The sequence below is a fragment of the Salinisphaera aquimarina genome (assembly GCF_042643355.1).
Lineage (GTDB): Bacteria > Pseudomonadota > Gammaproteobacteria > Nevskiales > Salinisphaeraceae > Salinisphaera > Salinisphaera aquimarina.
On the sequence record NZ_JBHRSS010000006.1, the window covers coordinates 64,806 to 78,575 of the forward strand.

The 13,770-nt window shown below is 65.8% G+C and carries 13 protein-coding genes; 3 read left to right on the forward strand and 10 right to left on the reverse strand.

The window, feature by feature from the left end; genetic code table 11:
- Positions 1–26 precede the first annotated feature (26 nt).
- Complete coding sequence (gene cysS / locus ACFOSU_RS13025) at positions 27–1,427, reverse strand: cysteine--tRNA ligase (RefSeq protein WP_380690296.1); 1,401 nt, start codon at positions 1,425–1,427, stop codon at positions 27–29.
- 117 nt (positions 1,428–1,544) lie between these two features.
- Here cysS and ACFOSU_RS13030 point away from each other — a divergent pair, with 117 nt between their 5' ends.
- Positions 1,545–2,795: an ankyrin repeat domain-containing protein gene (locus ACFOSU_RS13030; RefSeq protein WP_380690298.1), complete on the forward strand. Its 1,251-nt coding sequence runs from the start codon at positions 1,545–1,547 to the stop codon at positions 2,793–2,795.
- Positions 2,796–2,807: 12 nt separating this feature from the next.
- Here ACFOSU_RS13030 and thiL read toward each other — a convergent pair whose 3' ends face one another.
- The 9 genes from thiL to nadA form a co-directional block, all read right to left on the reverse strand.
- Positions 2,808–3,770 (reverse strand): thiamine-phosphate kinase, encoded by a 963-nt coding sequence (thiL, locus tag ACFOSU_RS13035; RefSeq protein ID WP_380690300.1) that lies wholly within the window; start codon positions 3,768–3,770, stop codon positions 2,808–2,810.
- 25 nt (positions 3,771–3,795) lie between these two features.
- Positions 3,796–4,311, reverse strand: a complete 516-nt coding sequence (gene nusB / locus ACFOSU_RS13040; RefSeq protein ID WP_380690302.1) for a transcription antitermination factor NusB — start codon at positions 4,309–4,311, stop codon at positions 3,796–3,798.
- A 46-nt stretch (positions 4,312–4,357) separates the two neighbouring features.
- On the reverse strand, positions 4,358–4,828 hold the full coding sequence (ribH, locus tag ACFOSU_RS13045; protein WP_380690304.1) for a 6,7-dimethyl-8-ribityllumazine synthase: 471 nt from the start codon (positions 4,826–4,828) through the stop codon (positions 4,358–4,360).
- Positions 4,829–4,907: 79 nt separating this feature from the next.
- The gene (gene ribBA, locus ACFOSU_RS13050) at positions 4,908–6,035 is read right to left on the reverse strand and encodes a bifunctional 3,4-dihydroxy-2-butanone-4-phosphate synthase/GTP cyclohydrolase II (protein ID WP_380690306.1); all 1,128 of its coding nucleotides are present in this window, start codon (positions 6,033–6,035) and stop codon (positions 4,908–4,910) included.
- A gap of 124 nt (positions 6,036–6,159) precedes the next feature.
- Positions 6,160–6,753, reverse strand: a complete 594-nt coding sequence (locus ACFOSU_RS13055; protein ID WP_380690308.1) for a riboflavin synthase — start codon at positions 6,751–6,753, stop codon at positions 6,160–6,162.
- A 1-nt stretch (position 6,754) separates the two neighbouring features.
- Positions 6,755–7,888: a bifunctional diaminohydroxyphosphoribosylaminopyrimidine deaminase/5-amino-6-(5-phosphoribosylamino)uracil reductase RibD gene (ribD, locus tag ACFOSU_RS13060; protein ID WP_380690310.1), complete on the reverse strand. Its 1,134-nt coding sequence runs from the start codon at positions 7,886–7,888 to the stop codon at positions 6,755–6,757.
- On the reverse strand, positions 7,888–8,418 hold the full coding sequence (nrdR, locus tag ACFOSU_RS13065) for a transcriptional regulator NrdR (protein ID WP_380690312.1): 531 nt from the start codon (positions 8,416–8,418) through the stop codon (positions 7,888–7,890). The genes ribD and nrdR overlap by 1 nt, the downstream gene beginning before the upstream one ends.
- Positions 8,419–8,442: 24 nt before the next feature.
- Entirely contained in the window at positions 8,443–9,732 is a 1,290-nt protein-coding gene (gene glyA, locus ACFOSU_RS13070) for a serine hydroxymethyltransferase (protein ID WP_380690314.1), read from the reverse strand.
- A gap of 143 nt (positions 9,733–9,875) precedes the next feature.
- Positions 9,876–10,976, reverse strand: coding sequence for a quinolinate synthase NadA (nadA, locus tag ACFOSU_RS13075; protein WP_380690316.1), 1,101 nt, complete (start codon positions 10,974–10,976; stop codon positions 9,876–9,878).
- Positions 10,977–11,075: 99 nt separating this feature from the next.
- On the opposite strand from nadA, the gene ACFOSU_RS13080 reads away from it, so the two are divergent.
- Both ACFOSU_RS13080 and ACFOSU_RS13085 read left to right on the forward strand, forming a co-directional pair.
- Complete coding sequence (locus tag ACFOSU_RS13080; protein ID WP_380690318.1) at positions 11,076–11,918, forward strand: DUF6502 family protein; 843 nt, start codon at positions 11,076–11,078, stop codon at positions 11,916–11,918.
- On the forward strand, positions 11,908–13,365 hold the full coding sequence (locus tag ACFOSU_RS13085; RefSeq protein WP_380690320.1) for a DUF5666 domain-containing protein: 1,458 nt from the start codon (positions 11,908–11,910) through the stop codon (positions 13,363–13,365). The genes ACFOSU_RS13080 and ACFOSU_RS13085 overlap by 11 nt, the downstream gene beginning before the upstream one ends.
- The last annotated feature ends 405 nt before the right edge of the window (positions 13,366–13,770 follow it).

Consider the following 13,770-nt stretch of genomic DNA (forward strand, 5'->3'; position numbering starts at 1 on the left):
GCGGCGCTGTTCCCGTCTTCGTCGCGCTAGCCGCGCCGCCAGAGCGTACCGTCGGCGCCGTCCTCGAGCACGATGCCGGCAGCGGTGAGTTCGTCCCGAATCCGATCGGCGGTGGCAAAATCCCGGTCCTTGCGTGCCGCGATACGCTGGGCGATCAACGATTCGATCGTGGCCGCGTCCAGAGTGCCGGCGTCGTGCTGGCGCGCGTCACCCTGCAAAAAGGCAGCCGGGTCCTGTTGCAACAGACCGATCTCGCGGCCGAGCTCGCGCATCGCGGCGGCGATGGCGCCCGCCTCGGCCGGCGCGCTGTCCTTGCTTCGATTGGCTTCGCGTGCCATTTCAAAGAGCACGGCTATCGCCGCCGGGGTGTTGAGATCGTCGTCCATCGCCTCCGCAAAGCGAGCGCGAAAGTCTCCGACCATCTCTTCGCTGGCCGAGCCTTCCCCGTTCGCGTCCCGCAACGCGGTATACAGCCGGGTCAACGAACTGGTAGCAGCGTCCATGGCGTCGGCGTTATAGGCCAGCGGACTGCGGTAATGGGTCGAGAGCACGAAATAACGCACCGTCTCGGCGTCGTAGCGATCCAGCACATCGCGGATGGTAAGAAAGTTGCCCAGCGACTTCGACATCTTCTCATCGTCGACGGTCACGAAGCCGTTATGCATCCAGGTGTTGACATAGTGGGCGCCGGTCGCCGCCTCGCTTTGCGCGATCTCGTTTTCGTGGTGCGGGAACTGCAGATCCAGCCCGCCGCCGTGAATATCGAAGCTGTCGCCCAGGCAGTGCGTGGACATGGCCGAGCATTCGATATGCCAGCCGGGCCGTCCCGGGCCCCAGGGTGAATCCCAACTCGGCTCGTCCGGCTTGGCGGCCTTCCACAGCACGAAGTCCAGCGGGTCGGTCTTGGATTCGTTGACCGCGATACGCGCGCCCGAGCGCAGATCCGCAGTGCGCTTGCCGGACAGTGCGCCGTAGTTTCCGAAACTGCTGACGTCGTAATAGACATCGCCATTGTCGCCCACATAAGCCGCGCCGTTTTCGATCAGGCGCTCGATCATCGCCAGAATCTGCTCCACGTGGGCGGTTGCCGCGGGCTCCTGATCGGGTGCGATGAGACCGAGTGCCGCTTCGTCCTCACGCATGGCGGCGGCGAACCGCGTGGCAATGGATTCCGGGGTTTCGCCTACTTCGGCGGCGCGATTGATGATCTTGTCGTCGATATCGGTGACGTTGCGCACATAAGTCACCCGCCAGCCGCGCGCGCGCAGATAACGCACGAACATGTCGAACACGATCATCACGCGGGCGTGGCCGAGATGGCAGTAGTCATAGACGGTCACGCCGCATACGTACAACTGCACGTGATCCGGCTCGAGCGTTTTCAAGGGCTGGCGCTGACCGCTGAGGCTATCGTGCAACTGGAGCATGGGCTGGCTGGGACCGACGTTGAAGCGAGAAACAGCGCCATAGTCTACCGGCTTGCGCAAGCGAGAGCCTTGCCGCCCCGGCCGGCCGCGATCGTCCGCTTGTCTTATGATGAGCACATGAAGTTTCTGCTTGCCGCCATTCTGATCGCCGGCGCCGCCGCCCTCGGCGTGCTCGCGCTCGACCCCACCATGGACGCCGCCTGCGCCGCGTCGCGTATTCGCGACCGGGTCGGCGACCGTCATCACGACTGGCAGTGTATTCATTACGCGGCCGCGCGCGGCTCTGTATCCGCGGTGGAGGCCGCGCTCGCCAACGGCGTGTCGAAGAATCTGCGCACCCGACGCGGACAGACGCCGCTGATTCTGGCCGCCGAGAACGGTCGGCTCGACATCGTGCGCAGGCTAATTCAGGCCGATGCGCAGCTGGAGGCGCGCGACGGGCGCAACGGGTTCACGGCGCTGCACTGGGCCGCGGAGCGCTATCGCCCCGCCATCGCGCGCGCGCTGATCGCAGCGGGCGCGGCCGTGAACGCCGAGAACAAGTGGAATCAGACGCCGCTGTGGCAGGCGTCCTGGCAGGCCGATCAGGGCAATACCGAAATCGCGCATATCCTGGTCTCCGGCGGTGCCGATATCCATCGGGCCGACGAACACGGCAACACCCCGCTGCTGATGGCCGCCCGCGCCGGTCATCGACCGATGGTGGATTATCTGCTCACCCTCGGTGCCGATATCGAGGCCCGTAACGATCACGGCCGCACGCCGCTCTATCAGGCGGTCGCCGGCGGCCACGCCGATTGCGTGCGCTTGCTGCTCGCCCGCGGCGCGGATCCGAATCGCTCCGCCGCCGGGATCGCGCCGCTGCAGCTGGCGCTGGACAAATCCGAACGCGAAATCGCCGATCTGCTGCAGGCCAATGGTGCGACCGACTACAGCCGCTATGCCGCCATGGCCGCGATGAAGCACGGCCGTATGGCCTATACCGACGGTGACTATCCCGGCGCGATTCGCGCTTTCGGCGCCGCAATCACGATGCAGCCACAGCTGGCCGATGCCTATTACCGGCGCGGCCTGGCGTTCAAGGCCAGCGGCGCGCTCAGCGATGCCCGGGCCGACCTGAGCGAAGCGCTGGCCCTCGACGCCGGTAATAACGATGCCCGCGAGGCATTGGCGCGGCTGTATGTGGATACGGGCGACTACCAGCGCGCGCTCGCGCCGCTCGGCCGCCTGCTCGACGACCAGCCCGACAACGCGCGCGCGCTCTATCTGCTGGGCGAGAGCCGTCATGGGCTGGGCGATGTGTCCTCGGCCAGCGACTATTTCAGCCAGGCCTGCGGGCTCGGGTTCAAGCCCGCCTGCAGCCGCTGAGGCCGGGACGATCTATCCGCTGAAATGATCCCAGCCGTGCGCGCGATCCTGCAACGGGTCGACTGCCGCACCGCTCGCGTCGACGCAGCGCAGGCCCGGGGCGGCCTCGATCACGCCGATCACCGTCAACGGCGCATCGACGGCCGCGCGAGCTGCATCGACCTGCGCTGCGGGCAAGATCAGGCACAGTTCATAGTCGTCACCGCCGCTGAGCTGCATGCGCCGGCGTGCCGCCGCATCCGGCACGGTGTGCATGAGGGCCGTCGATGCCGGCAACGTGTCGATATCGATACGCGCGCCGACCTGGCTCGCACTCAGGATATGACCCAGATCGGCGGCGAGCCCGTCGGAGACATCGACCGCGGCATGCACCAGCCCGCGTAGCACGCTGCCATTACGCCATTGCGGTCGGCACAGGCGCTCGATGAGAAACCGGGCATGCGCGTCCTGCTGTTGTTCGCGCTCGGCCCATAGCGCCAGCCCCTGGGCGGCATCACCGAGCGTGCCGGTGACCGCGACGAGATCGCCGACACGAGCGCCGGCGCGGGTGATGGCCGCTGCCGCCGGCAGCGTACCGATGGCGGTCACGGTAATCGACAGATCGCCGCGCGTCGTATCGCCGCCGACGATATCGACCGATGCCGCACCGATCGCCGCCAGCGCGCCGTCGATGAATGCATCACACCAAGACGCATCCAGCGCGGGCGCGGTCAACGCGAGGGTCAGCCAGGCCGGCTCTGCGCCCATGGCCGCCAGGTCGCTCAGATTGACGGCGATCGCCTTGAAGCCGATGTCGAACGGCGCGGTATCGTCGGGAAAATGCCGGCCCGCGATCAGGGTGTCGCTGGTAACGGCCAGTTCCTGCCCGGCCGCCGGGGCGATCACGGCGGCATCGTCGCCGATACCGATACGCGTATCCCCACGGCGCGCCCGCAGACGCTGGGCCAGACGGGCGATGAGCGCGAATTCCTGCATGCCGGAGCCGAGGGCGCGAGGTTTGTTAGCGGCGCGCGCCGATTTCGTCGGTGCGCAGGTCGCGCGCGGTCGCATCAAGTACGCCGTTAATGAAGCGGTGGCCATCGGTGGCGCCGAATATCTTGGCGAGATTGGTCGCCTCGTTGATGATCGCCGCAAACGGGATTTCCACGCGATCGCGCAACTCGAACGTCGCCAGCAGCAGAATTGCGTGCTCGACGGGGTCGAGCTGCGCGGCTGGCCGGCTCAGGTGCTTGTCGAAGGCAGCCTCCAGCGCGACCGCGTCATACACCACGCCGCGCAGCAGCGTCTCGAAATACTCGCGGTCGAGTTCGCGCAGCCGTCGTGCCTGGGCGAACTGCAGGATCAACTCCGCGATTTCGGTGCCGCTCATGCGCCACTGATAGATCGCCTGAACCGCGGCCATGCGCGCGCGTACGCGCCCGCCGCCGGCCTTGCGCGACGGCTCCGGAAGCGCGTCGTCTTCCTCGCTGTCCGGTTCCTGCGATTCGTATTGAACCTGGTCGTCGTTGATGATCACGCTAGGTGTGTCGCTCTACTGTGTTCGCGTGGCTGGGTCATGCGGCTCAAACGCCCAGGGCGCGCAGCAGCGTGGCCATCTCGATCACCGCGCTGGCGGCCTCGGCGCCCTTGTTGTGGTCTTCGTCCGGCTGTGCGCGGGCGTCGGCCTGCTCGGCGGTGTCGGCGGTAATCACGCCGAAACCGACCGGCACGCCATATTCGAGCGCGGCGGCGGACAGACCCTTGGCGCATTCACCTGCGACGAAATCGAAATGCGGGGTTTCCCCGCGGATCACCGCGCCCAGCGCCACGATACCGTCGTAATCATCGCTGTCGGCCAGGCGATCGGCGGCCAGCGGCAACTCGAACGCGCCGGGCACGCGTACCAGCGTGATGTCGTCATCGTCGACGCCGCAGTCCGTGAGCACGTCGCAAGCCCCTTCCACGAGCCGGTCGACGATATCGTCGTTCCAGCGAGTCGACACGACGGCTATCTTGAGCCCTCGGCCGTCGAATTCTCCTTGAATACTGCGCATGTCGATGCCTCGATAATTTCAGGCCGGCATTATCGCACGGGCAGGCCCGAACGCGCGGCGTAACGCGGTGGCGTGATCGCTATTTTGCGTCGTCGCGGCCCTGCACATACTCGACCACTTCCAGACCGAAGCCGGAAATCGCCTGCATGCGCATCGGCGCGGACAGCACGCGCATCCGACGCACGCCCAGATCGGTGAGAATCTGCGCGCCGACACCGTAGGTACGCAGGATCCGGCTATCGTCGCCGCTCTCGTCGTGGGAGGCCTCCGGGGCATGGCCTTCGACGATGCGGATGCGCTCAATCAGCTCACGCGCGGTTTCCGGCTTGCGCAATATCACCACCACGCCGCGACCTTCTTCCGCCACGCGCGCCAGCGTATCGCGCAGCGGCCAGCCGAACTCACCATGGCGCACGCCGAGCATGTCGGCCAGCGTATTGCGTACGTGCACGCGCACCAGCGTGGGATCTTCCGGATCGATATCGCCGCGCACCATGGCGAAATGCAGCACCTTGTCGACTTCGTCCTCGAAGGAATACAGCGTGAACGGGCCGAATTCGGTTTCCACCCGCGATTCGGTCACGCGCACCACGGTGCGCTCATTCTCGATCCGATAGCGGATCAGGTCGGCGATGGTGCCCAGCTTGATATCGTGTTCGGCGGCGAAGGTCTCGAGATCCGGCAACCGTGCCATCGTGCCGTCCTCGTTGAGGATTTCGACAATCACCGACGCCGGCTCCAGGCCCGCCAGGCGCGCGAGGTCACAGCCCGCCTCGGTATGGCCGGCACGCGCCAGGGTGCCGCCCGGCTGCGACATGAGCGGAAAGATATGGCCCGGCTGGACCAGATCCGAGGGCGCCGCATCACGCTTGACCGCGGCGCGCACGGTCTGGGCGCGATCGTGGGCGGAGATGCCGGTGGTCACGCCTTCCGCGGCTTCGATGGAGAGGGTGAAATTGGTCGACTGCTCGGCGTCGCTGGCGGCCACCATCAATGGCAGATGCAGCTGGCGGCAGCGTTCACGGGTGAGCGTCAGACAGATCAGGCCGCGCCCGTAGCGCGCCATGAAGTTGATGTCTTCCGGGCGCACGCATTCGGCGGCCATGATCAGATCACCCTCGTTCTCGCGGTTGGCGTCGTCGAGCATGATCACCATGCGCCCGTTGCGCATGTCGTCGACGACCGCCTCGATCGGGCTGATAGCCATGTGACATTCCTTGCTTGCTGGGGCGCCACACTCGGCGGCGCATTAGCCGTAAAGGCTTTGGCTGCGCAGTGTAGCACCGCGCCGGCGCTAATCCGCGCGCCGCGGCGCGGCCCGATTCAGCCGTTCAACCGACCTCGTTGAGGCGTGCCAGATAACGCGCGATCACGTCGATCTCCAGATTCACGCGATCGCCGACGGCGCGGTCGCCGAGCGTGGTATGCGCCATGGTATGCGGCACGATATTGACGCCGAAACGATCGTTGTCGACTTCATTCACGGTGAGACTGATGCCGTCCACACAGACCGAGCCCTTGGGTGCGAAAAACCGCTTGAGATGATCGGGCACCGAGAACGTCAGCCGCCAGGAACGCGCGTCCTGGGTGCGCGCTTCAAGCACGCCGAAGCCATCGACATGGCCGGACACGAGATGACCGCCCAGCGGTTCGCCCGCATGCAGCGCGCCTTCGAGATTCACGCGCGAGCCGGGTTCGAGACTGCCCAGCGTGGTCAGCGACAGCGTTTCCTGCGACACATCGGCGGCAAACTGTTGCGCACCCAGTTCCACCGCAGTCAGGCACACGCCGGACACGGCGATGCTGTCACCGAGCGCGACAGCACCCAGTTCGGTAGCCCCGGTATCGATGACGATGCGCGTATCGCCGCCCTTTTCGCGCTGCTGCACGACCGTGCCTATACCCTTGATGATGCCGGTAAACACGTCAGTCTCCTTCGTCTTCGCTGCGTTTCGGCCGGGCGCGGATACGCCAGTCGGCGCCGACGGGCTCGATCGCGTCGACGACCAGTTGCCGTGCGTCGGCCAATGTCTGTACACCCGGCAGCTTCAACAGACTCCGGCCGCCGTCACCGAGCAGTGTCGGCGCCATGTAGATCATGTATTCATCCACCAGCCCGGCCTGCGCGAGCGCGCCGGCCAGCGTAGGCCCGGCTTCCACCAGCACGTCGTTGATTTCGCGCTCGCCAAGCAAGGCCATAACAGCGGCCAGATCTAGGCCGGCGCCACGTGTGCCGACTTGTTCGATGCGGGCGCCGGCAGCTTGCAGCGCCTGGATACGCGTGCGATCGCCGCTGGCGGTAAATACGAGCGTGTCGCCGGGCAAGCCGAGCAGCTTTGCCGACGGCGAAATCTCGAGATGACTGTCGAGCACCACGCGCAGCGGCTGCGGCCATTCGCCCGCCAGCCGCACGCTCAGGGACGGATCGTCCGCGACCAGCGTGCCGCGACCGATCATCACCGCGCCCGATTCGGCGCGCAGCCGATGCACATCGTCGCGCGCCGTATCGCCCGTGATCCACTGGCTTTCACCATTGGCCGCCGCGGTGCGCCCGTCCAGACTCATGGCCAGCTTCACGCGCACACGCGGCCGGCCCTGGCGCATGCGCTGGTTGAAACCGGCGTTGATCTGCGCGCAGCGCTCGGCGAGCACGCCGGTGACCACATCGATGCCGGCCGCGCGCAGGCGGGCCACGCCCTGCCCGTCGACACGCGGGTTCGGATCCTGGGTGCCCACTACCACCCGCGCGATATCGGCCTCGATCAGCGCGTCGACACAGGGCGGCGTGCGCCCGGTATGGCTGCATGGCTCGAGCGTTACATAGGCGGTCGCGCCGCGCGCCGAGCCGCCACGGCGTTCGAGGTCGGCCAGCGCCGCGCGCTCGGCGTGCGGCTCGCCGGCACGCTCGTGCCAGCCCTCGCCGATGATCGCCTCGTCCTTGACCAGAACACAGCCCACGCGCGGATTAGGCCGCGTCGTGTACCAGCCGCGCCCGGCCAGTTCGAGCGCGCGCTGCATGAAATAGGCATGCACCGAACGCCGGATGGGGGTGTCGTTCATCAGCCCGTCCCGCCGGTCTTCGGGTCGATCGGATTGGTGCCGTTGTCGATCAGCGACAGCTGGCCACTGCGGCGGCCCGGCGTCGCCTCCAGCCGTTCGATTTCCTCGCGGAACGCGTTGACGTCCTCGAAGCGGCGATAGACCGAGGCAAAGCGCACGAAAGCGACCTGGTCGAGCTCGCGCAGTTCTTCCATCACCCATTCGCCGAGCTGGCGCGAGGCCACTTCACGCTCCGCGTCGGTGCGCAGGCGCTGCAGGATATGACTGATGGCGGTATCGATGGCTTCCGCGGCGACCGGCCGCTTGTAGAGCGCCCGGGTCACGCCCTGGCGCAGTTTCGACTCGTCGAAAGGTTCCGGCGTGCCGTCATTCTTGACGATACGCGGCAAGACCAGCTCCGCGGTTTCGAACGTCGTGAAACGCGCACCGCATTCCGGGCATTCGCGGCGTCGACGCACCTGGCTCCCTTCGGCCGCCAGACGCGAATCGACCACGCGGGTGGCGCGCTCGTCACAGAACGGACATTGCACGACAGTGTCTCGAAATCGTGCGGATCAGGCAGCGCCGCGCGCGGCGTGACGATATACCGGGTGGGCAGCGCACAGCTGGGTCACGCCCTCGCGCACCCGGGCCACGACTGCATCGACATCGGCGTCTTTTGCCAACGCGTCCAGCACATCGCAGACCCAGGACGCGATCTGGCGTACGTCGTCCTCGTCGAAGCCGCGTGTGGTCGCCGCCGGCGTGCCGATACGCAGACCCGAGGTCACGAACGGCGAGCGCGGGTCGTTGGGCACCGCGTTCTTGTTGGCGGTGATATGCGCGCTGCCCAGGCACGCTTCGGCGTCCTTGCCGGTAATGTCCTGCTTGACCAGGCTGACCAGCATCAGATGATTGTCGGTGCCGCCGGAAACCACGTCATAGCCACGATCCACGAACACCTGGGCCATCGCCTGGGCGTTGAGCACGACCTTGCGCGAGTAGGTATGGAAATCCACCTCGAGCGCTTCCTTGAAGGCCACGGCCTTGGCCGCGATCACGTGCATCAGCGGGCCGCCCTGGGTGCCCGGAAACACCGCCGAGTTGAGTTTCTTGTAGAGCTTTTCGTCGCCGGTGGCGGACAGGATCAGGCCACCGCGCGGACCGCGCAGCGTCTTGTGCGTGGTCGTGGTGACCACATGCGCATGCGGCAACGGGCTCGGGTAGTTGTCGGTGGCAACCAGGCCGGCCACATGAGCCATGTCCACCATCAGCCAGGCGCCGACAGAATCGGCGATCTTGCGCATCCGCGCCCAGTCGATCCGGCGCGAATAGGCAGAAAAACCGGCCACGACCATCTTGGGTTCGTGCTCGGTGGCCAGGCGCTGGACCTCGTCGTAATCGATCAGCCCGGTATCGTCGTCGAGCCCGTACTGGATAGCGTTGTAGTTCCGGCCCGAAAAATTCGGCGCCGCGCCGTGGGTGAGATGGCCGCCGGCATCCAGGCTCATGCCCAGAATCGTGTCGCCGGGCTTGACCAGGGCCAGATAGACTGCGGCATTGGCCTGCGCGCCCGAATGCGGCTGCACGTTCGCGAAGTCGCAGTTGAACAGCTTGCAGGCGCGCTTGATCGCCAGCTCCTCGGCTACGTCCACATACTCGCAGCCGCCATAGAAACGCTTGCCGGGATAGCCTTCCGCGTACTTGTTGGTCAGCAGCGAGCCCTGGGCTTCCATGACCCGCGGACTGGTGTAGTTCTCGGAAGCGATCAGCTCGATATGGTCTTCCTGGCGCTGATCCTCGTTGCCGATCGCTGCGGCCAGTTCCGGATCGAATTCGGCGATACGCTGGGCGGAGTCAAACATGATCGAATGCTCGGGTTGAAGAACGTAGAAAGCGGCGCGCCGGCGTCGCGCACGGCGACCATCGACACGTTTCCGGATTTTATAAGGGCGCATAGTGTAGCGCAGACCACGCGCGCACCCCATATGTAGGGGTGCGCGACGCGTCAGGCCGTGATTTCCAGCATCAGGTCCAGCGCCGCCCTGGCTTCGCGCGCTTCATCGGCGTCGACCCTGATCTGATTCACCACATGTCCCTCGACCAGATTGTCCATCACCCACGCCAGATGCTGTGGGTCGGTACGGAACATGGTCGAGCACATGCACACCACCGGCGACATGAACTGGACCTTCACGCCCTTGTCGGCCATCTCGTGATGCAGTCGATTGACGAGATTGAGCTCGGTGCCGACCAGCCAGTGGCTGCCCGGCGCGCTGGCACGGACCGTTTTCAGGATCGTCTCGGTGGAACCGACGACATCCGAGGCCTGGCAGACCTCGAAGCTGTTCTCCGGGTGCGAGATGACCTTGCCCTGCGGATGTTCTTCGCGAAACTTCTTGACGTGGTTCGGATGAAACATCTGGTGGACCGAGCAGAAGCCCTTCCACAGGATCATCCTGGCGTTCTTGATCTCGTCGGCGGTCAATCCGCCCATGGGCTTGCCGTAGTCCCAGACCACCATCTCGTCGAGCGCGATGCCCATGTCATAGGCCGTATTGCGGCCCAGATGCTGGTCGGGAAAGAACAGCACCTTTTCGCGCCGCGAGAACGACCAGTCGAGCACGCCGCGCGCGTTGGACGACGTGCAGACGATGCCGCCGTGGCGGCCACAGAACGCCTTCAGGTCGGCCGCCGAGTTGATATAGGTGACCGGCGTGATCGTCTCGTCCGGATCGAGCACCTCGGACAGTTCGCGCCAGGCGCGTTCGACGTTGCGCAGATTGGCCATGTCGGCCATCGAACACCCGGCGGCGATATCCGGCAGGATGACGGTCTGATCGTCGCGGGTAAGAATATCCGCGACTTCGGCCATGAAGTGCACGCCGCAGAACACGATGTATTCGGCATCGGAGGCGGCGGCCTGGGCCGAGAGCTTGAGCGAGTCACCGGAAAAATCCGCGTGCGCGAAGACTTCATCACGCTGATAATGGTGGCCAAGGATTGCGCAGCGCGAGCCGAGCACGTCCTTGGCGGCGCGGATTCGCGCATCGCAGGTCGCGTCGTCGTAGCGGGCGAAATCCTGCAGGGCCAGTGCGGTTGCGGTCATGTCTATGGCGGGCAAGAATCGTCCGAGAAATGTAACACAGGCCGCATCGAAAACGGGCCAAAATCACGGTCGCATCGGTTAAGGGATATAATTCCCAGCATGAACGATTCCGCACGACAATGGCTGGCTCGTGCCTGCCACAGGCTACTGCGTCCACTGGTGCGGATTCTGCTGCGTCACGGCATCGCCTACCGTGATTTTTCCGAGATCGTGCGCTCTGTCTACGCGGAAGTCGCGCGCGAATCATTCACCCCGCAGGGCCGCCGCCCGACAGATGCCCATGTGGCGGTGATCACCGGCCTCACCCGCAAGGACGTGAAACGACTGCGCGAGCAGGCCGATCACGACTACAGCGACGACGTCTGGGGCGGCGCGAACCGCGCGACGCGCGTGCTGTCGGGCTGGCATCGCGACCCCGATTTTACCGACGCCCACGGCGCGCCGAAAGCGCTGGCGCTGGACGACGAAACCACCGGTTTCACGGCCCTGGTCCGTCGCTACAGCGGCGATATCCCGGCCAACGCGATCCTCGAGGAACTCGAACGGGTGATGGCAGTGTCGCGCAGCGCCGAGGATAATATCGAAGTCATCCAGCGCGCCTACGTGCCCGACGCCGGTGACGCCGAAAGTCTGCGCATGCTGGGCTCGGCCAGCCACGACCTGCTGGCCACGCTTGAGCACAATCTGTCGCGGCCGGACGGCGCGCACCCCTATTTTCAGCGCACGGTGTTCAATACGCGGGTCGATGTGCGCGCCCTGCCGATTTTTCATCGGCTGGTATCCCAGCATGGCCAGCAACTTCTGGAGACACTGGACGACTGGTTGGAACATCACGAAGTTGCAGCGCAGGATAAAGACAAGCCGGTCAAGAGAACCGGCGTGGGAATCTACTATTTTGAAGATGCGACGCATCCCGAGGAGAGCGACGACAATGATGGGTAGCAGTGCAGGCAAACCGAGGGTCCGGTCTCTGCTCGCAGCGCTCATCGCAGGTGCGCTGATTGTCGCCTGCGGCGGCGGAGCCGACGGCGGTAGCGGCCAGCTGGCCGGCATCGAGGGCACCGGCATCGTGTCCGGTTTCGGCAGCGTCTATGTCAACGGCATCGAATTCGCCACGACAGACGCCTCGATCACGGTCGACGGCGAACCCGCCTCCGAGTCGCGTCTGCGGGTGGGCAACGTGGTCCGCGTCGCCGGACGTATCGACAAGGACGGCAACGCCCGCGCGGATCGCATCGTGTTCGACCGCAGTCTCGACGGCCCGATCGCGCGGATCGAAGTCGCCCCCGACGGCACCGGCGAACTGGCCGCCCTCGGGCAGACCGTGCGCTTCGACGGTAATACGGTGTTCGTGAACACGCCAGCCGGCGACCTCGAGAAAGGCGATCTCATTGCGGTCAGCGGCCTGGGCGACGACGGCTCGCTGCGCGCCACCACGATCCAGCAAGGCCCCACCTATGTGCCGGGCACGACGCGTATTGATGTGGAAGGCATCGTGCGCGACCTGGATGGCAGCAGTTTCCAGCTCGGCACGCTGCGCGTGAACTACAGCGGCGCCACTATCGAGCCAGGCGCCGACGCCCTGCGCAACGGCACGTATGTCCAGGTGTTCGGCGCGCAGAACGGCGACGACGACGCCCTGAACGCAGACTCGGTGGCCACGCGCGCTCGTGCACAGGGTGACGACGGCGAACAGCTGTTTCTCGAAGGCTTGATTGGCGACTTCGCCGGATTGTCCGATTTCTCCGTCAACGGCCAGCGCGTGGACGCAAGCGATGCCGAACGCACGGACACCGCCCCGCTCGCCCCGGGCGCCGGCGTGAGCATATCCATCCGTGGCAGCCTGCGGGGCGATGTGCTGGTTGCGGACTCCTTTGCCGTGCAGCCGTCGCCCGAGGTCATGCTGCAGGCGCGCCTGGACGATGTGAACGCACCGAGCGACGGGCTGGAACTGCTCAGTACCCGCTGGACGGTTCGCGCTGACACCCTCTACAACGACGAACGCAGCGACAACGCCGCGGGCAACGACCGTCAATTGCGTATCGACCGTCTCGCTTCGGGCGACACCGTTACCGTCCACGGCTATATGGGCCGAACCGGTCTGGTGATGACCCGTCTCGAGCGCGTTGCCGACGACGCCCAGGGCAATGCCCAGGTGCGCGGGCCGATCGACAGCATCGCCCGCAATGGCGATGGCGGGCGTATCGTCGTGGCCGGCGCCGAGATCCAGGTCAGCGATGCAACAACCGTGTTTCTCAATGCCGCGGGACAGGCCATCGATGCCGACAACTTCTTCGCCGAAGCAGCGCCCGGCACGGTGATCAAGGCGATCGGCCCGGACAACGGCAGTCGAATCGACATCGCGCGCAGCGTTCAGCTCAATCGATAAGCCGGCTAAGCGGCGTCGGTGCGCGGGCGCCGGCCACGGCCGGTGTGCCGGAACCGGCGTTGGCGCACGATCGAGGCGCCATATTGCAACCCGTATCGCAGCCGGCTCTGCGCGCTCGACCAGTCTTTGGGGTAATGCCGCCCCAGCCGCGCGAATTCCCTGTCCAGTTCGGCAACCGGCAGGCCCGAATTTGCGATCGGCGATCAAGCGCCCTGCGATTGGGGGTCGCCAACGCCTGAGCGCTGCATGCCAGGCGCCCGCGCTAGTGATGGCATGTGGCCTGCGGGCGCGGCGATGGTCACCCGCCCTGCCATGCTCCACGCACGCATCCCCCAAGACGACGCCAATCTTGCGCTACACGCTGGCACAGCGCGGATTCGGCGCATGCGCCCCGGCTCGAGATGA